Origin of the sequence: Ruminococcus sp. YRD2003, assembly GCA_900109435.1 — a bacterium.
In the GTDB taxonomy this organism is placed as follows: Bacteria; Bacillota; Clostridia; order Oscillospirales; family Ruminococcaceae; genus Ruminococcus; species Ruminococcus flavefaciens_G.
On the sequence record FNZT01000006.1, the window covers coordinates 151,242 to 169,222 of the forward strand.

At 50.8% G+C, this 17,981-nt stretch carries 14 protein-coding genes; 5 read left to right on the forward strand and 9 right to left on the reverse strand.

Features of this window, described 5'->3' with window-relative positions:
* Positions 1 to 61 precede the first annotated feature (61 nt).
* From BMX22_RS05970 to BMX22_RS05980, 3 genes are read right to left on the reverse strand one after another with little or no spacing between them, the layout of a single operon-like run.
* Complete coding sequence (locus BMX22_RS05970) at positions 62 to 2,125, reverse strand: hypothetical protein (RefSeq protein ID WP_074741569.1); 2,064 nt, start codon at positions 2,123 to 2,125, stop codon at positions 62 to 64.
* A gap of 19 nt (positions 2,126 to 2,144) precedes the next feature.
* The gene (locus tag BMX22_RS05975; protein ID WP_143055481.1) at positions 2,145 to 2,984 is read right to left on the reverse strand and encodes a hypothetical protein; all 840 of its coding nucleotides are present in this window, start codon (positions 2,982 to 2,984) and stop codon (positions 2,145 to 2,147) included.
* On the reverse strand, positions 2,971 to 3,528 hold the full coding sequence (locus tag BMX22_RS05980; RefSeq protein WP_074741571.1) for an RNA polymerase sigma factor: 558 nt from the start codon (positions 3,526 to 3,528) through the stop codon (positions 2,971 to 2,973). Before BMX22_RS05980 ends, BMX22_RS05975 begins: the two co-directional genes overlap by 14 nt.
* Before the next feature lie 176 nt (positions 3,529 to 3,704).
* On the opposite strand from BMX22_RS05980, the gene BMX22_RS05985 reads away from it, so the two are divergent.
* Both BMX22_RS05985 and abc-f read left to right on the forward strand, forming a co-directional pair.
* Entirely contained in the window at positions 3,705 to 4,187 is a 483-nt protein-coding gene (locus tag BMX22_RS05985; protein WP_074741572.1) for a GNAT family N-acetyltransferase, read from the forward strand.
* Positions 4,188 to 4,499: 312 nt separating this feature from the next.
* A complete protein-coding gene (gene abc-f / locus BMX22_RS05990; protein ID WP_074741573.1) occupies positions 4,500 to 6,026 on the forward strand; it encodes a ribosomal protection-like ABC-F family protein in 1,527 nt (508 codons plus the stop codon).
* Positions 6,027 to 6,114: 88 nt separating this feature from the next.
* Here abc-f and BMX22_RS05995 read toward each other — a convergent pair whose 3' ends face one another.
* Together BMX22_RS05995 and BMX22_RS06000 are read right to left on the reverse strand one after the other, a co-directional pair.
* Positions 6,115 to 7,221: a DUF3810 domain-containing protein gene (locus BMX22_RS05995; protein ID WP_074741574.1), complete on the reverse strand. Its 1,107-nt coding sequence runs from the start codon at positions 7,219 to 7,221 to the stop codon at positions 6,115 to 6,117.
* Between the two features lie 547 nt (positions 7,222 to 7,768).
* Positions 7,769 to 8,326 (reverse strand): TetR/AcrR family transcriptional regulator, encoded by a 558-nt coding sequence (locus tag BMX22_RS06000; protein WP_074741575.1) that lies wholly within the window; start codon positions 8,324 to 8,326, stop codon positions 7,769 to 7,771.
* A 125-nt stretch (positions 8,327 to 8,451) separates the two neighbouring features.
* Between BMX22_RS06000 and BMX22_RS06005 the strand changes: the two genes are divergently transcribed.
* The gene (locus BMX22_RS06005) at positions 8,452 to 8,655 is read left to right on the forward strand and encodes a DUF1858 domain-containing protein (protein ID WP_031560244.1); all 204 of its coding nucleotides are present in this window, start codon (positions 8,452 to 8,454) and stop codon (positions 8,653 to 8,655) included.
* 126 nt (positions 8,656 to 8,781) lie between these two features.
* On the opposite strand, the gene BMX22_RS06010 is transcribed toward BMX22_RS06005, so the two are convergent.
* Together BMX22_RS06010 and BMX22_RS06015 are read right to left on the reverse strand one after the other, a co-directional pair.
* On the reverse strand, positions 8,782 to 11,433 hold the full coding sequence (locus BMX22_RS06010) for a CotH kinase family protein (RefSeq protein ID WP_318259695.1): 2,652 nt from the start codon (positions 11,431 to 11,433) through the stop codon (positions 8,782 to 8,784).
* 220 nt (positions 11,434 to 11,653) lie between these two features.
* Positions 11,654 to 11,911: a hypothetical protein gene (locus tag BMX22_RS06015; RefSeq protein ID WP_143055482.1), complete on the reverse strand. Its 258-nt coding sequence runs from the start codon at positions 11,909 to 11,911 to the stop codon at positions 11,654 to 11,656.
* 120 nt (positions 11,912 to 12,031) lie between these two features.
* Between BMX22_RS06015 and BMX22_RS06020 the strand changes: the two genes are divergently transcribed.
* Both BMX22_RS06020 and BMX22_RS06025 read left to right on the forward strand, forming a co-directional pair.
* Positions 12,032 to 13,051, forward strand: coding sequence for an SDR family oxidoreductase (locus tag BMX22_RS06020; protein ID WP_074741578.1), 1,020 nt, complete (start codon positions 12,032 to 12,034; stop codon positions 13,049 to 13,051).
* Between the two features lie 2 nt (positions 13,052 to 13,053).
* Positions 13,054 to 14,235: an iron-containing alcohol dehydrogenase gene (locus tag BMX22_RS06025; protein ID WP_074741579.1), complete on the forward strand. Its 1,182-nt coding sequence runs from the start codon at positions 13,054 to 13,056 to the stop codon at positions 14,233 to 14,235.
* A 34-nt stretch (positions 14,236 to 14,269) separates the two neighbouring features.
* Here BMX22_RS06025 and BMX22_RS15835 read toward each other — a convergent pair whose 3' ends face one another.
* The gene (locus tag BMX22_RS15835) at positions 14,270 to 15,946 is read right to left on the reverse strand and encodes a leucine-rich repeat protein (RefSeq protein WP_081349100.1); all 1,677 of its coding nucleotides are present in this window, start codon (positions 15,944 to 15,946) and stop codon (positions 14,270 to 14,272) included.
* Positions 15,947 to 16,159: 213 nt separating this feature from the next.
* Positions 16,160 to 17,686 carry a flotillin family protein gene (locus BMX22_RS06050; RefSeq protein ID WP_074741580.1) on the reverse strand — a complete coding sequence of 509 codons (1,527 nt, stop codon included), beginning with the start codon at positions 17,684 to 17,686 and terminating at the stop codon, positions 16,160 to 16,162.
* Positions 17,687 to 17,981: the final 295 nt, after the last annotated feature.

A 17,981-nucleotide genomic window follows, 5' to 3' on the forward strand; every position in this document is an offset into this window, starting at 1 on the left:
ATAAAGGGCGTGATGAAGTTCATCACGCCCTTTATATTTGAATGGAGAAGTAAAAGTGTTGTCAGCTTAGTATCCAGTTGACGGTCTGTCCGTCGTACAGCTCTTTCGGTACCTTTATCTGCTGTAGGCACACCGAGAGCATATCTTCACTTGCGCCGCCATCTTTTTCGCGGCTTGACGTTACTGTAACGGAACAGCCGTCCTCGGAGTATTCGGCATTTTCAACGGTGATGCAACATTTTCCGCCGCTTGTTTGCAGCTGACAGTTCATAAGGAGAACGTTCTGCGTGAAGAAGCCATTGTAGGACTCGAGATATTCCGTCACAAGGTCTTTCCGCAACACCTTCGAGAGGTACTCCTCAAGCTCAGCCGATGAGGTGATAACTGCCGAATAATCGCCATTTTCAACTATGTCCCAGACCTCCGGCTTCATATCGCTGCCCGTGTCGCAGTACCAGTCGGTCTTCGCGGAATAAACCAGACTTGCGGGCTGTGCAGGCTCGGGCTGAGGATCATTGCACGTCCATACGACCTTCTGACCCTTGTATGCCTCCTTGGGAAGCTCGATAGCTCCCACACATACGGACATTATATTCGCTGCTGCATATGTATAGTCAAACCCGGCATTGACGGTTATCGTGTCGCCGAATCCAACGCTGCCTATGTAAAGGCACGGGCTTGCTCCCGAGCGCTGCTCAATTACGTTCATGAAGAGGACTTTTTCAGCGAAGTATTTGTCATCGTACAGCTTAGCGTACTCTGCGATCTTCTCATCGGTGCAGACCTCGGTGAGGTAAGCCGTGAGCTCATCTGTGCTCGTAATAACACCTGAATATCCCATTCCGTTCAGCTTATCGCGGTTCTCCTTCCTGAAGCCCGTGTAGCCGAATGTATAGTCTACCCTTTTCTTGTAGGCAGGAAAATCGGAATCTCCAAAGGGAGAAGCAACGTTTGTGCTTATCCACCACTCCACTGCCTGTGTCTCGTACTCCGACTTCGGAAGCACCACCTGTGCCATGCAAACCGACATGACCGCTTCGCCGACCTGCGGGTCTTCCCATTCGGCGTATATCTTTATCTTTTCGCCGACTTCTACGCCGTTTATCGTGAAGAGAGGACGGGCACACATACTCTGCGGGAGAGTATTGATGAAAAGTACATTCTCCGCAAAGAACGCCTCATCGTACTTCTCGGCGTACTCGGCTTTTTTCTCATCGGTGCATATAGACGAGAGGTAGATGTCGAGCTGCTTTGTGGTCGTGATGACCGAATTGAAGCCGCCGCTTATCCTCTGCCATATCCCGTCTTTGAAGCCGTCATGATTCATAGTCCAGTCGACGCTCGCCTTGTAGACGGGGACTTCCGTGCAGGTGGGAGGTTCAACGTCGTAGTGCTCGTTGCACGTCCATACGACGGATCGTCCGTCATAGGCTTCCTTTGCAAATACGACCTGACCGAGACATACCGACATCACGGCTATCTCGGTTATCTCCCGCGCGTACCGTGTATTGACCGAGATATGATCATCGCTCATGTCAAGGCTGTCTATCGACAGGGCGCACTCACCGCCGACGCTCTGTGATATCGCATTCATAAACAGCACATTATCGACAAAGAAGTCCTCGTTGTATATTTCCGTATACTTCGTGATATTCTCTTCCGTACATATCTCGGAAAGGTATGCATAGAGCTCGTCTGCGCTCGTGATGACACCCGAATATCCGTCCTTTATCTTGCTCCAGATATCGTCCTTGAAGCCGCTCTGTCCCATTGTCCAGTCCATTTTTGCAGTATAGAATGTCATGCAGGCGGTCTCGTTTGACTCGCTTTTCAAAGAGTCGCGCACCAACAGCTCACGGGCGTCTTTTGCGGTGACTCCCGCTCTGCCGTCAACATCCGCATTGACGAGACCCTGCGGTGACAGACCATACTTGTCATGGTTTGCGATGTGTTGGAGAATAGCAACGGAATCAGCCAGTGTAGCCTTCGTGTCGAGGTTTGCGTCGCCTTTGAGGCAGCTGATGCTTGCTGTCGGGTCAACACTTATCCCGTATGACGTAATAGTGTTAATTGCTCCCATGCAGCAAACAGCCGCAGTGATAATACTTAACATCTTCTTTTTCATACCTCTCACTCCTTTACATTTACATAGTTTGCCAATATATCCAGTAGCCGTCATATCCCTCGAATTTGAGCACAATGGGGTAGGCGCCTGCCTCAATTCCTGAGACAAATTCATAGATCTGCACATTGCAGCTGATAAGGCTGTCGTCGGAGACGAACACAGTCGAGTCTATCAGCTCGCCGACTTCCATAGACCTTGCTTCCCAGCCCTTTGTGGTGTATGTTTTTTTGTTGTACTCCAAATAGCTGAATCTTTGGTACACTTCAAGTCTCTCTGCCAGCGTTGGTGATGTCGTTGTTACTGCCTGACTTGTGCCGACCGTGACAACGACCTGCGTCATCACAGGTTGCGTGGTCTCCGCTATTTCGGGAAAAGGCGACACAGTCGCGGCGGTTGTGGTGGTCACTGTCTTAAGCTCTGTTTCGTCGCGGATATCGTCGTGGGTTTGCGTAGTTTCCGCTGTTGTTGTCGTGTGTGCCGCTGCCGTGGTCGGGGAGCCTGATGAGGTCGTCGAGCGAGCCGAAGTCGAAGTCTCGTCAGCCTCTGATGTTACTGTCTGAGTGGTCGCTGTCTGCACTGATGTAGTGCTCGGCGCGGACTGAGCTATAGTGCTCGGCATAGTCGGAGTGTCGTCAGACTCGGAAGGGGCTGTCTCTGTCTCAACTATGATTCCGCTGTCAACAGGGTGCGGCTTTTCGGGCGTTGTGAGCTTCAACGCGGCAAATATGAGCCCGAACATACACGCCGTCGCCCCCACAAGAGCCGTCCTTTTTATGATGATCTTTCTTTTGTTTTTCTTCTCGGCATAGGCGTCACGTATCCTGAATACGGCGTCAGCCATCTCTTTAGAACTCTTCATAGTGAAAGCCCGCCCTTTCCAGTTTTGACTTCAGTGACTTCTTCGCTCTGTACAGCAGGTCGCCGACCTGCCGCTTCGACTTGCCCATGACCTGTGCGATACCGTCTGTGTCGAGTGCTTCAAAGTACATCAGATACAGAACCTGATAGTAGTCGGGAGCAAGTTCCTTCATACTCCTGTGGAGCTCGATATTTTGCTCTGTTCTCAGATGCTCGCGCTCGACGTCGGTGCCGTCCGAAAGCGTGATGTACTCGTCTATAGGCTGCTCCGAGAAACGCGATCTGTGGCGCTTGAGGTAGTTGCAGGCAGAGTTGCGGGCTATGGCATAGAGCCATGTCTTGAACGAGCATTTTCCGCTGAATCGCGGCTTCTTCACTGCCAGCTTCACAAATGTGTCCTGCACTATGTCCTCTGTCTCGGCGGAATTCCTTACGATACCGTTGATATACAGTGTCAGTCCGTTATAATATATGTCGATTATCTCTCTGAGTCCATTATCATCACCATCAAGGAAACGGCGGTAGCGATCCGCATCGTTGCCCATAGATTTCCTCCTTCGCGTGTGCTGCAAACTTGCTTCTGTTTATTAGACACAGCTGTCAGTGATTTTTCGCAGACATTTTTTTCATTATACATTTTTTCTCGGAGAAATGCAACAGAAAAACGATGTTGACAAACCATTTTTATCAGTGTATAATGAGGTAAAACAGGAGGGATAGCATGATACGTAAAATTGACAGAAGCGAGTTCCCTGTGTGCGCTGACATCATACGCAGAAGCTTTATGACAGTTGCCGACGAGTTCGGCTTTACACCCGAGAATGCGCCCCGCTTCGCAGCCTTTGCGACTACAGCGGAAAAGCTGCGTGAACAGCTCGATGAACAGCACCGCCTTATGTATGTGTACTGTTCCGATGACAGGATCGTGGGATTTTATTCGCTGCTCATGCGCGGTGAAAACGAGTGCGAGCTCGGAAGCCTCTCGGTGCTCCCCGACTACCGTCACAAAGGCATAGGAGAGGAGCTCGTAAGGAACGCTATGGATACTGCACGCAGCTGCGGCTGCAAGGTCATGAAGCTAAGCATAGTCGAGGAGAATACCGTCCTCCGCCGCTGGTACGAAAGCCTCGGCGCTGTCCATACGGGTACGGAAACGTTTGATTTTTTCCCGTTCACCTGCGGATACATGAGGATAGAACTCTGATTTTTTGCTTGACATTCACTGTGAGCTGTGCTATAATACTTACAGAATTTCAGGAGAGGTGAGAGGATGAAAAAATAATTCACTTTTGAACGCATCAATATCTTTTACAGTGTATGCATGGGCATATGCTGTTGATTTGTGCTGCCAAAAGTGGATTATGTTCTCATAACCTCTTTTTGCTTTTTCATATGATATCTGCGGGCATATGGTCATTTCCTCCCCCGCTCTTTGAGGTTTCTCGGAACATAACGGAACTGTTTGGCAGCAATCAGTTCCGTTTTTGTTTTCGGAACACATGAAGGAGGAATGCTTATGTCACAAATAAGAGCAGATAAACTTACTTTCAGCTATGACGGTTCCGCGGAGCCCGTATTTGAAAATGCCTGCTTTACGCTCGATACCGACTGGAAACTCGGGCTCATCGGCAGAAACGGCAAAGGCAAGACCACGCTTCTGCGGCTGCTGACGGGCGAACTCTCGGGCAAGGGGACACTGGTGTGCTCGGTACCTGTCGCTTACTTCCCCTACCCTGTCACTGCTGAGCAGATGAAACTGTCCGCTGCCTGCTTTGCAGAGGAGCTCCGCAGCGGCTGCGAGCTTTGGCGCGTGATATGCGAGCTCTCCGAGCTCCGTGAAGATGCGGATATACTGTATCGTCCGTTCGACACGCTAAGCTTCGGACAGCGCACGAAGGTGCTTCTCGCGATACTCTTCTCGGGCGAGAACGACTTCCTGCTCATCGACGAGCCGACTAATCATCTCGACGCGCGGGCACGTGAGAACGTGCGGCAGTACCTGTCCTCAAAAAAGGGCTTCATTCTTGTCTCGCACGACCGCGACCTGCTCGACGCCTGCACTGACCACATCCTCGTGCTCAACCGCAAAACGATAATGGTGCAAAGCGGAAATATCTCGTGCTGGCAGGAGAATCAGCAGCGCCGCGACCAATTCGCCGAGGCTGAAAATGAAAAACACAGAAAACAGATACGCAGACTCCGTCAGGCAGCAAAGCGCACCGCAGAATGGGCTGACAAAAGCGAGCGTTCAAAGATAGGATTTGACCCCTTAAAAGAGCCCGACCGCTGTATCAGCACGCGCTCTTATATAGGTGCAAAGACCAAGAAAATGCAAAGCCGCGTGAAAAACACGGAGAACCGCATTCAACGTGAGATAGCCGAGCAGGAAGGTCTGTTGCAGGACATAGAGGAGATAGCGGAGCTGAAAATGTCTCCGCTCGAGCACCACAAGGAAACTCTCGTAACACTGCGGGACTGTTCCTTGAAGTATGATGGCGCGCCTGCTCCGATGTTCAGCGGACTGACCCTCACCGTCAGACGCGGAGAGCGCATTGCTCTGCACGGCTCGAATGGCTGCGGCAAATCTACGCTCATGCGAGTTATCCTGCATCGGGCGGGTGCGCTCACGACCGACGATGACCTGCTTGTTGACGGAATATGTGAGACTGCATCGGGGCTTATTGTTTCCTATGTCCCGCAGGACGCCTCGTTTCTGAAGGGCTCTGTCCCCTCCTTCTGCGAGGAACGCAGACTCGACCGAAGCCTCTTCTGCACAGTGCTACGTCAGCTCGACCTCAGCCGCGCTCAGCTCGCCAAGGATATCTCGGAATACTCGGCAGGGCAGAAGAAAAAGGTGCTGCTCGCTGCAAGCCTGCTTACTCCCGCGCACCTTTACATCTGGGACGAGCCGCTGAATTTCATCGACATCTTCTCGCGTATGCAGCTGGAAAAACTGCTCGATTCCTACCGCCCTACCATGCTATTCGCAGAGCATGATATCCGCTTCCGCAATAACATAGCCACAAGAACTGTCAGCCTCTGAGAGCTGACAGAATAAAAACATCTTTACGCAAAACAGCGGCACCCGAAATTAGTGTGCCGCTGTCTTTTTGTTTGGTATGAGCGTTTTATTAAGGAGTTTCCTCGGCTGGGAAATAGTAATCGAGCAGCAGGTTCACCATACGTGAATAGCTCTTGACGCCGTCCTCGACTCCGTTGAGCTTCATGCTCGTATCAGAGGCCGACTCGGAAAAGGCGCTGACTGTCTCGGTATCGAAAACCTCTTTGTCCTCGTTATCCTCCCAGTAGTTGTCGGGGAGAAAACGGAACCAGTCGTTCGCCACCTGCGGCGATACCTTGTCGGTCAGGTCAAAGCCTGACTGTACGTCGTTTTCGTATATCTGATTTTGTACATACTCCAGTGCGTCAAGGCAGCCGCTGTACTTCACCTGCGGGTCATCACTGCCCTGTGTTGCCACAAACGAAATGAAGTTCGCCTCGTCCTCCTGCATGAATCCTTTGAGGTGAGCGTACTCGTGACAGATGACCTCTGGCTGTATCTCTGGTACCATGTCCGCGTTGTAGGTGGACTCCATCGAAAACGGGAAGTACATCCCCGCCGTGCCCGTCTGGCTCATAAAGTATGAGAACATTATCGGCTTGGGTCTCGGATAGTAGCCGCGAAGCTGCGGGTACTGCTCCGACGCCTTCTTCATCGCCTTTTTGCACTCGGTCGTGACGTCTATGGTCAGTACAAAACGGTCATTTTCATCGCGCGGAACCTGCTGTGCGAGATCGTTTGCCTCGTCGATGAGAAGGGAGTAGAGCTGCTTGAGCTCCTCGTTATCATGCTCCTTCGCTGTGAAGTAGCGCTCGGAAAAGCGCGTACAGCCGTAAAGTGTGAAGCAGTTCAGGGACTCCGTCACCATAACAAAGGCGAGTATCCACATCACTGTCGATACCGATACCGAGGCGACCGTTCTGCGGGACTTTTTCATAAATATCAGCATTATTATCATCACAGGTATGCCTACAAAAAACAGCACAAGCGCCGCAACTATCATCAGCTCGCCCACCGATATCGGCAGCAGTCCGCTGACGAAAACATAGGGAGTAGATATGTACGGGAAGATGTATGCGGCGTAGAAATCAGCGAAGGTCTGTGAGAGCCTGCCTGCGGCTGTCAGCAACACCGCCGCTCCAATGAGTATCAAAGGGATAAGGTAGCGTTTTTTCATTTTTTCACCTTTTATTAGGGCAATACCGCACAAAGCTTGTGCTGGAGATGCGCCGACAGATTTTTCGTCAGATTGTATAGAAATTCCGCAGGCATACTGACGTATGTCAAGGGATTTCTGTGCAAGATGACGGGAAATATGCAAGCATATCCAGTACAAAGCCTTCAGGCGGGCTTTGTGCGGTGTTGCCTTAGATTAATTCAAGTTTTATCCTGTTCTGACCTTTATGACGCTCCCTAATGAAAGAATGACCAACGGAAGCCACAAAAATACTGTCAATATACAGCAGCATATAAGCAGAGTTGTTTTTTTATCAGCATTATCATTCCTATCAGTGATACGAATCGCAGAACGATAAGAGGAGATGCAAATATTCCAAGAGAGGCAAGTATACATAAATATGTATATATAAATTATTCCATACCGAACACCTGTAGTTTTCTGTCGCCTTTTGGATAGATCCTGATTATACGGCTGAGCAATTGTTATGTTTATTATAAAAGAAAAAGCCGCCCTTGTCAAGGAAAAGGACGGCTGTAAAATATTGTCAGTCGCTGAAACTGTGCGTGAAGTAAAGCCCGCCGAAAAGCCTGTACATAAGCTTTGCAAGGTATTCCTCGTCGGCGCGGCAGCCCGTCAGTACGTAGTTCTTCGCTATGCCGTTCATTCCGCCTGCGATGAAGTCAACGAGGTAGACGCGGCTGTCCCCCGTAACGTCGCGGAAGAAGTGTTCGCATTCCATGAATGAGCTGTACTGTGCGTCGTACAGGAAATGCATCATGCCGTTCCTGACGAGGAGCTCGAGCAGGTGGCGGTGCTCAACGATGAATGTGCTGTAGTGCCTGCAGAAGAGGTTGAAGCTCGCCGAGCGGCAGCCGCGGTCGTTGTCCTCGGGCACAAAGCAGCAGCTATTGCGTATGGTATATGCGATGACATTTTCTTTTGAGCCAAAAAGTGAATAGAATGTCTGGCGCGAGACATCTGCTTCCTTACAGAGGTCGCTGACCGATATCTCGGCAAACGGAGTGTTTTCAAGGAGACGCAGCATCGCATCTCCTATGAGCTTCTGCGAGAACAGGGCTGTTTTGTTGGTGCCTTTGTACATTGACAAAACCCTTTCATATGTAAAAGTTAAAAAATGTCCTTGACAAATGTCAGACTTCATGTTATTATTATAACAACAACTTTGACAAATGTCAAGTTGTGCTAAGATCATATGGAGGTTCAAAAATGGCAGAACAGGTTACAAAGGATACCAAAATAGGCGAGCTTCTCAGAATAGACGCAGACGTTGCTCCCATTCTTCTGAGCATCGGTATGCACTGTCTCGGATGTCCCGCTTCCCAGAACGAGACTATCGAGGAAGCAGCGGCTGTACACGGCGTAAACGCAGACGAGCTCGTAGCTGCTCTCAATGAGAAGATAAACGCTTGATCATCCGATAAAGCCGTTTCATTTATTCATTGCATTGCTTTAGGATAATTGCAGAGGAGGACTCTTTTTTACAAAGAGTCCTCCTCATTTTTTATATATGTTTTTCGGTTATACAGTTTTATGCTATCAGCCGATAACTTCCTTTCTCAGGGCTGCAAGGTCGAAGGTATCAATACGTCCGTCCTTTACCATATCGGCATTTACTATATTGACCTTCTGTCCGAGAACGTACTTATTCAGCGTTGTAAGGTCTGCAACGCCTACGCTGCCGTCGTTGTTATAGTCGCCTCGGAGTATGGACACCCCGCCGATGTAGACTGCCTTGACAGTTACATTGCCCGCTGCCTTGAAGCTTATCGTCTGAGAAGTCTTGCTGCCCGAGGTAAGCTCTGCACCCGTTATCTCCCAGTGGTCGAACTCAGCGCCCTCGAGAGGCTCTGCCGTCGCAGTCATATCGTAGTCGGAGTGGTACTTGCCCGTCCAGCTCTCCTCGTTGAGAGTCAGCGTATTGAGCTTTACGCTGCCCTTTGATGTATCGTTCTGAACTGTCACTCTGCTGAGCTCGCCCGTCAGCGAAGCAGCCTGCTTGAGTGTTCTTACCGCATTATCATATCTGCTGTTGTAGAATGAAGAAACGGTGTTTGCCTCCTGCTGGAACTTGCCAGCGCCATGTGTCGTGAACGCGAAGCGCGTATATGTGTCGGTAACAGGTTCGCTGTACTTGGTAAACTTGTTTATCTCGGCTGATGTCTTTTCGGTATCAAAGTTATAGTTAGCGATATCCATAAAAGTTCTCGAGAAGTCAGAGGCAAACTGCTTGTCGCTCATGAGCTTCGTGAAAGCCTTGCTGAGAGTATCGGTATTCTGTCTGATACGGCTGAAGCTGTCAGCACCTGCGGAGTTCTGCTGTGTACCGTACATACCCTGTCCGAGCTCGGTATCAAAGAGGAACATACGCCATTTTCCGTCGCTGTAGGGATTTTCGAGGTCGACAGCCTTCGAGCGCCATACAGCCACGTTGTTCTGCGGCCAGTCGGAGTTGGCGATGTATATCTCAGATGCGAAATAGTCCATGAAGCTCTGAATATCGACCTTCTGAGCAAACTGTTCGTAGTTCACGCTGCCGTTGACAACGTCGTTGAGGAGCCTGTCCCAATCCTCGAGGTCCTGATCTGTGCCTTCCTCGAGCTCATTGTTCTTGATGATGGCAACATCGCTCTTCTCAATGCCGTAGTGGGACTTGATGTAGTCGTCGCCGACCTTCTCGGTTATCTGATAGATGCCCCAGAACTCGCCGTCAATGAAGAGTATGCACTCGCTCATCGCCTGAGTAGCCATATTCCTGTCTGAAACGAGCTGCTGGTTTACAGTATCGCGGAAGTAGAATCCTCCCGCATCGTTTCCGCCGTTTCTGATGACGATATTCTCGAACTTCTTGATAGTCTTGCCGTTCTTTGCCTTGGTAGCCGTACCGTCAAAGAAGTCGTATTCGAGCTCTGATTTGCCGTAATCCTTGCGGGCATAGATAGTGAAGCTCTTCTGTACGGAGTTGCGGCTCGCGGCGCCCTTGATGCGGATGCCGACGTCCTGCTTGACTACGGACTTTCCGCTGTCGAACATCTCAAAGCTCGCAACGCGCTCCCACTCTCTGCCCTTCTGGTTGTAGTTGGCGGGTATCTCCCAGGGGTTGATCATATTGAAGCCCCAGCCGCCGCCTCCCCAACCGGGGATCTGCCAGCCGCCCGGACCCTGACCGGGACCTCCGGGCTGACCGGGCTGCTGTTGCTGTTCCTGCTGATAGTCGTCGTAGGTCTTGCCCCTGACGTAGATCCCCTGTTCATAGCCGAAGAGGTTATCGGGGTCGGTAACGAGGGATACGACCTTCATATCCTTATAATATCCCGTGGCAGTCTTGCCGACGAAATAGGTCTTTGTTACGGGTGCGCTGACGCGTCCTGACGAGTCGACCGCTACCGCACGTACAACCGCTGCCTTGTCGATAAGCTCGCGCGGAGCAGTTGCGCCGCTCGCACTGATATCGGTCTTCATGCTGAGACGGTTCTCGGTGTTGCTCATATCCTTTATTTCTATCGGACCTGTATACTTTGTCGATTCCGTGGTCGGGTCGCTGCCGTCGGTGGTGTAGTAGACCGTCGTTCCTTCGGGGGCTGTGATAGTGAGCGAGAAGCCGCTGTCAAAGAAGCCGCTCTCCTTTGAGAATTCGGGAAGCCTTACCGCATTTGAACCCTCGGGAGCCGAGTTTGCCTGTCCGGGAGTGCAGCTGAGCACATAGTATTCGCCGCTGCCGTCAGGGTACTGACCATATGAAGTATCGGTCGCAAGAGCATCAAAGGTGAGCGTATCGACTGCTGCACCCGATGTATCACTGAGGATGAGAGTCTCACCGCTTGCTGACATACCGAACGGGGCTATCTTGCTGTCATTGAGAGCGGCGTTGCTGTCGCAGTAAACTACAAGACTGCCCTTTGCGGGAATAACGCTTCCCGACGGGAACTTGTACCTGAACGGCTCGTTCTCCTTGTCGGAGAGGCCGTAGCCGCTTATGTCGACGGACGAGCCTGAGCTGTTATATATCTCTGCCCAGTCGTAGAACTGACCGTCGGGAGCAGGATTTTTTGTGTTTTTGGCGCAGACCTCGTTGATGGTCACTGCACCTGCTGCGTCGGCGGGTACTATGGGTGCTGTGCCTATCAGACCCATTACCGCTGACAGGCTGACTATGCCTGCCGCAGCACGCTTGAAGAATCGTTTTTTCATTAAAAAGTCCTCCTTTTCATTTTTACCCATTCCGCTGACAAAGCGGGAACAGGCATAAAGGTGTAACTTTCCCCTTCATGTTTTTCTATTTCCCCTTCACTCTTTCTATATAGTAAAATCATAACACAAAACACACAAATTGTCAATATTATTGATACAATTCCGCAATAATTGGCATAAAGAATGCTCCCTATGATAAATGGGAGCATATCTCATACATTTATTCATTTCCATCACGGAGCTTTTTTGCTCTGACGATGCTGAACACTATCATTGCTGCACTTATCACTGCGGCAGCGATCCACACTAAAACGTCTTCACGTATTATCGCCCCGAGTCCTGCCATCGGACTCCACAGCAGGATAACAACGGGTATGAACCGGTCAGCAAGAAGCGAGATGTGATGCTCCATTCGGTCAAGATGATATATGTCACAGCTGATGTTACATAAGTCACTGCTTTTTATCAGACTTGACATTATTTTCTGATTTTTAACACTGTTTCTACACTTTTGCATAAAAGTATTGCTTTTGCGTGTGAAATATGGTATCATCTGTTCATAAGCTGCGCCCAGGCGCATTAACGAGGTGAACGTAATATGAAGATTCTTTTGATAGGCGGTACGGGTACTATCAGCATGGCTATCACTCGGCTGCTCACCGAAATGGGCGAGGATGTGTATCTGCTCAACCGCGGAAACAGAAACAGCGGACTTCCCGAGGGAGTCAAGCTCATAAACTGCGACATATGCGACGAGAAAAAGACCGCCGAGGCTCTCGGAGATATGACCTTCGACTGCGTAGGCGAGTTCATCGGATTCGTGCCCGAGCAGGTCGAGCGCGACTTCCGCCTGTTCAGCGGCAGGACGAAGCAGTATATCTACATCAGCTCAGCTTCTGCGTACCAGAAGCCGCTGTCCGACTACAGGATAACCGAGAGCACTCCGCTCGCGAACCCGCACTGGCAGTACTCCCGCGACAAGATAGCCTGCGAGGAGTTTCTCATGAAACAGTACCGCGAGAACGGCTTCCCCGTGACTATCGTCCGCCCGAGCCACACCTATGACGAGCGCTCGGTGCCGCTCGGAGTCCACGGTGACAACGGAAGCTGGCAGGTGCTGAGGCGTATGCTCGACGGCAAGCCCGTCATCATTCACGGAGACGGCTCGTCCCTATGGACTATCACCCACAACAGCGACTTCGCGAAGGGATATGTCGGGCTCATAGGAAATATCCACGCGATAGGTCAGGCTTTCCATATAACCTCCGACGAAAGCGTTACGTGGGATCAGATCTACGCTATTATCGCGGACGCGCTCGGCGTGAAGCTCAACGCGCGGCATATCTCATCGGAATTCCTCAACGCTATAGGTCCGTATGATTTCGAGGGCACTCTCATCGGCGACAAGGCTAATACCGTCGTATTCGACAACTCCAAACTCAAACGCGCAGTTCCCGATTTCACGGCGACTGTCCGTGCAGATCAAGGCATACGCAGGACGGTCGAGTACGTGCTCGCACATGAGGAATGCCAAAAAGCAGACCCCGATTTTGACAGCTGGTGCGACAAGGTGATAGCGGCATACGACAGACTAACAAATGAACTAAAGGAGAAATAACTATGGAAAATTTTCAGTTTTACAGTCCCACCGAATTCGTTTTCGGAAAGGATACAGAGGACAAGGCGGGCGAGCTCGTGAAGAAGCACGGCGGCTCGAAGGTGCTGATACACTTCGGCGGAGGCTCGGCTGAGAGGAGCGGTCTGCTCGGACGCGTGCGCGCTTCGCTTGAAAAGGCTGGAGTGAGCTTCATAGAGCTCGGCGGTGTTAAACCAAATCCGCGTGATACTCTCGTGTATGAGGGCATTGAGCTCTGCCGCAGGGAGGGTATCGACTTCATTCTCTCGGTCGGCGGAGGCTCGACCATAGATTCTTCCAAGGCGATCGCTCTCGGTGTACCGTATGACGGCGATTTCTGGGACTTTTACAGCGGTGCTGCCCGTCCAAATGCGGCTCTCCCAGTGGGAACAGTGCTTACAATTGCAGCCGCGGGAAGCGAGGGCTCGGGCGACTCCGTAATCACCAAGGAGGACGGCGGACTCAAGCGCGGCACGGGCTCAGACCTCATACGTCCGCGCTTCTCTATCCTTGACCCGCAGCTCACCTGCACTCTCCCCGCATATCAGACAGCCTGCGGTGCTACCGACATTATGGCACACGTTTTCGAGCGCTACTTCACGAATACCACTGAGGTCGAGGTCACCGACCGCCTCTGCGAGGCTGTACTCCTGACAATGGTTAAGGAAACTCCCCGCGTCATCGCAGACCCCAACAACTACGACGCCCGCGCGAACATTATGTGGGCGGGAACTGTCGCGCACACCAATATCGTCGGCGTCGGCAGAGAGCAGGACTGGAACAGCCACGGAATCGAGCATGAGCTCTCGGCGCTGTACGACTGCGCTCACGGTGCGGGTCTCGCAGTGATAATGCCCGCGTGGATGGAGTTCGTATACAAGCATAATCCGCTCCGCTTCGCACAGGCTGCAACGAGGATATGGGGCTGTCAGATGGACTTCGAGAACCCCGAAGTTACGGCTCTGGAGGGTATAAAGCGTTTCAGGAGCTTCCTGCACAGCATCGGTATGCCGATAAACTTTGCGGAGCTCGGTGCTAAAGAGGAAGACATACCCGCACTCGTTGAGAAGTTCGGTATCGGTGACGGAAGAACAGGCGGATTCGTTCACCTGTCAGCCGAGGATATCGCGGAGATATACCGCATTGCTGCGAAGGCGGAGCTATAAAACAAAAGGGACGTTCAGTGAACGTCCCTTATTTTTATTCTGCGAGATAATCCTTGAAGCTCTTGTCTCCGCCTGTGGAGAGGTATGAATAGTAGCCGAGGATAGCCGAAGAGTCCTTCGCGTCTACCTTGCCGTCGCCGTTTACGTCGGCGGCTGCTATCTCCTCGGGAGTGAGCGCGGATTCGCCGCCCGTGGAAACCTTCGCGTACTCGACGAGGGTGAAGGAGGCGTCATTAGCGTCGATTTTGCCATCGCCAGTCGGGTCACCGAAGGACACTTCATTGACAGGAGCTGTAACTGTTGTGGTGACGGGCTCAGTGGTTGTCTCGGGAGCGGTGGTGGTCGTTTCGCTCGCAGTTGTTGTAGCCTCGGTGGTAGTTTCAGTAGTTGTTGTTGCTTCTGTTGTTGTAGTAGTGGTCGTGGTAGTTGTTGTCGTCGTTGTGGTGGTAGTTGTTGCAGGAGCATTTCCAAGCGACACGAATGGGATGCTGTTATCATTAGCGTAGGTTTCAGCGTAGGAACCCGAATACCCCTTGATAGTCAGATTATCGCAGGCTGTAAATGCATTATTTCCGATACTTGTCACGCTGCCCGGAATTGTAATTTCTGTCAGGCTGTTGCACCAATAGAATGCACCGTCTCCGATGTTTGTCACGCTGCCCGGAATTGTAATTTCTGTCAGGCTGTTGCATGCATAGAAAGCTTGGTCTCCGATGCTTGTCACACTGTCCGAAATTGTAATTTCTGTCAGACTTCTGCAGCCGTTGAATGCCAAGTCTCCGATACTCGTCACGCTGTCCGAAATTGTAATTTCTTTCAGAGTTATGCAGTCATAGAATGCATAGTCTCCGATACTTGTCACGCTGTCTGGAATTGTGACGGTTTCGGAACAGGCTTCTCCGTCAATGAGAATACCATTTACAACAACAAGCGGGTCTTCTTTGCGCTTTGCATAAAGCCACGGTGTATCGAAAAACGCACTGGCTCCGATAGTTGTCACGCTGTTCGGAATTGTAATTTCTTTCAGACTGCTACATCTACAGAATGCCCAGCCTCCGATACTTGTCACGCTGTCCGGGATTGTAATCTCTGTCGGGCCGTTGCACCAATAGAATGCACTATTTCCGATACTTGTTACGCTGTCCGGAATCGTGACGGCTCCGGAACAGGCTTGTCCGTCAATGAGAATACCATTTACAACAACAAACGGGTCTTCTTCGCGCTTTGCCGCCAGCCACGGTGTACCATAGAATGCAGCGCCTCCGATATATGTCACGCTGTCCGGAATCGTTATTTCTGTCAGACTGGTGCATTTAAGGAATGCTTCGTCTCCTATACTTGCCACGCTGTCCGGAATCGTTATTTCAGTCAGACTGTCACATTTCTCAAACGCATATTCTCCGATACTTGTTACGCTACTCGGAATTGTAATTTTTGTCAGACTGGTACATCCCGAGAATGCCATACGTCCGATACTTGTCACGGGCATTCCATCAATTTCAGTGGGGATTGCAACCTTGGCAGGCATATCGTCTGTATACCCGGTAATGCAAACCTCTCCGTGAGATATCCTGAATTTAAGCCCCTGATAGACCAAATCCTCAGCACTTGCCGTCAGAACGGTATCAGGCGAAAAGCGGTAAGCTGTCGGCACAGCTCCGCAGACCACGGTCAGAGCCATTGCCGCCGCTATGATTTTTCTCAATTTCATCTTTATTCCTCCTCGGGATATAATATATTATTCATTATACTATAAAAGAAAAAAATAACAAGTATTTCGGAGAAAATTCAGCATATTACACAAATCAAAGCACCCACATTTGTCACAAGCAAAAGTGCCGCAAGAACAATTGTTTCACGTGGAACAATTGTTCTTTTTCGCAAATAAAGCAAAAGGGACGTTCAGTGAACGTCCCTTTTGTTTTTACTCATCATCTGTCTCGTCAGCCTCGGGTACCTCCTCGAAGGAAACGTCCTCCGCGGGTGCCTCTGCTGCGGGAGCTTCGCTCTCAGCCTCGGGAGCGCTTACCGCTCTGCCTCCGAGAAAGCTCGAAAGTATGCCTCTGATGTCCACGCCTGTCGCCTCGGAAAGACCGTCGGTAACTTTCGTGGTGGAGCTTATTATGTCGCCAACCATCCTGCTTGAATTGCCGTCGCCGTACATGGTGATGCGGTCAACATTTTCAAGAGGTGCGGCAGCGTTCTTCACTACCTCGGGCAGAGCCTTGAAGTACATCTCGAGAACAGCAGCCTCGCCATATTTCTTCATAGCCTCAGCCTTGGCGTTGATGCCCTCTGCCTCTGCAAGGCCCTTTGCGCGGATAGCGTCCGCCTCTGCCTTACCTACAGCTGCGATACCCTCAGCCTCCTGCATACGGGCGAACTTCGCAGCCTCCGCCTCAGCCTTCTGAGCCTCTGCCTCCTGCTCCCTCTGGAAGCGGTCAGCCTCCGCCTCTTTTTTTAGCTGATAAAGCTTCGCGTCGGCTTCCTGCTGTGCCTTGTATCGGTCAGCCTCTGCCTTCTTCTTTATCTCGGCGTCGAGTGCCTTTTCCTTGACCTCAGCTTCCTTTGCCTTGAGCTCTACGTCCTTCTCGGAAGCTGCGATATTGGCATTAGCCTTCGAGACCTCGATGGTCTTTCTCTGCTCTTCCTTCTGTATCTCGTAAGCAGCGTCGGCTATAGCGAGCTGAGTATCAGCCTCGCGCTTCAGCTCTGCCTGACGGATAGCGAGCTCATTGTTCTTCTGAGCTATCTCGGTCTCGGCAAGTACCTTCGCGTCGTTGGCTTCTTTCTTTGCCTGTGCCTTTGCAATTTCGATCTCCTTCTCGGATTCAGCTCTTGCAATGGCTGCCTTTTTCTGGATCTTGGTCGTATTGTCGATACCGAGATTCTCTATGAGGTTCTGGTCGTCGGTGAAGTTCTGAACGTTGAACGAAACTATCTCAAGTCCCATTCTGTTGAGGTCGGGAGCTGCGTTCTCCTGTACCTTCTCGGCGAAAGCCTTGCGGTCATTGACCATTGCTTCGAGAGTCATCTGTCCGACGATCTCACGCATATTGCCTTCGAGCACCTCACGCGCTACCTTTGCAACGTATGTGGTGTCCTTGTTGAGGAAGTTCTCAGCACCGAGCTTGATGAGAGCAGGGTCGCTGCTGACCTTTACGTTTACGTTCGCGTCAACATTTATGTTGATATAATCGGCTGTGGGCACTGCGCTCGACGTCTTTACGTCTACAGCAATGAGCTGTAATTTGAGCTTATCCACGCGCTCAAAGAACGGTATGCGGATACTCGCCTTGCCGATGATTATCTTTCGTCTCAGACCCGAGATTATGTAGGCTGTGTCCGGAGGAGCTTTGATGTATCCCATGGCGAGAATGATAGCGAAGAGTGCGATACCCGCTGCAACAGCTATCGCGATAACGAGTTCGATGGGGAAATCCTTTAACATAGTGTACCTCCCTTTCTGGTCTATGCGGATTTGTTTGTGATGTACACCGTCCGTGTACAATGAGCATTATACACCGTCCGCGGATACTTGTCAATACCCCTTAAAACGACGGTATATAAGGAAATACTACCGTTCCAGATACAGAAATATATAGCTTTTTTGGCAAAATATAAGCTCATATGAACCTATACTGAGTTCGAATGATTAATCTTTGCCGCCAAGGCTGTTTTGCCATATAAAAAAAACTATGTCATTATTCCGACAAAATATGCACCTGAATCGTGTTATAATAGTT

What these genes read in the sequence shown, in the direction of transcription:
- BMX22_RS05970 (WP_074741569.1), bottom strand. Translation starts at nt 2,125, where the DNA reads ATGAAAAAGAAGATGTTAAGTATTATCACTGCGGCTGTTTGCTGCATG.
- BMX22_RS05975 (WP_143055481.1), bottom strand. Translation starts at nt 2,984, where the DNA reads ATGAAGAGTTCTAAAGAGATGGCTGACGCCGTATTCAGGATACGTGAC.
- BMX22_RS05980 (WP_074741571.1), bottom strand. Translation starts at nt 3,528, where the DNA reads ATGGGCAACGATGCGGATCGCTACCGCCGTTTCCTTGATGGTGATGAT.
- BMX22_RS05985 (WP_074741572.1), top strand. Translation starts at nt 3,705, where the DNA reads ATGATACGTAAAATTGACAGAAGCGAGTTCCCTGTGTGCGCTGACATC.
- abc-f (WP_074741573.1), top strand. Translation starts at nt 4,500, where the DNA reads ATGTCACAAATAAGAGCAGATAAACTTACTTTCAGCTATGACGGTTCC.
- BMX22_RS05995 (WP_074741574.1), bottom strand. Translation starts at nt 7,221, where the DNA reads ATGAAAAAACGCTACCTTATCCCTTTGATACTCATTGGAGCGGCGGTG.
- BMX22_RS06000 (WP_074741575.1), bottom strand. Translation starts at nt 8,326, where the DNA reads ATGTACAAAGGCACCAACAAAACAGCCCTGTTCTCGCAGAAGCTCATA.
- BMX22_RS06005 (WP_031560244.1), top strand. Translation starts at nt 8,452, where the DNA reads ATGGCAGAACAGGTTACAAAGGATACCAAAATAGGCGAGCTTCTCAGA.
- BMX22_RS06010 (WP_318259695.1), bottom strand. Translation starts at nt 11,433, where the DNA reads ATGAAAAAACGATTCTTCAAGCGTGCTGCGGCAGGCATAGTCAGCCTG.
- BMX22_RS06015 (WP_143055482.1), bottom strand. Translation starts at nt 11,911, where the DNA reads ATGTCAAGTCTGATAAAAAGCAGTGACTTATGTAACATCAGCTGTGAC.
- BMX22_RS06020 (WP_074741578.1), top strand. Translation starts at nt 12,032, where the DNA reads ATGAAGATTCTTTTGATAGGCGGTACGGGTACTATCAGCATGGCTATC.
- BMX22_RS06025 (WP_074741579.1), top strand. Translation starts at nt 13,054, where the DNA reads ATGGAAAATTTTCAGTTTTACAGTCCCACCGAATTCGTTTTCGGAAAG.
- BMX22_RS15835 (WP_081349100.1), bottom strand. Translation starts at nt 15,946, where the DNA reads ATGAAATTGAGAAAAATCATAGCGGCGGCAATGGCTCTGACCGTGGTC.
- BMX22_RS06050 (WP_074741580.1), bottom strand. Translation starts at nt 17,686, where the DNA reads ATGTTAAAGGATTTCCCCATCGAACTCGTTATCGCGATAGCTGTTGCA.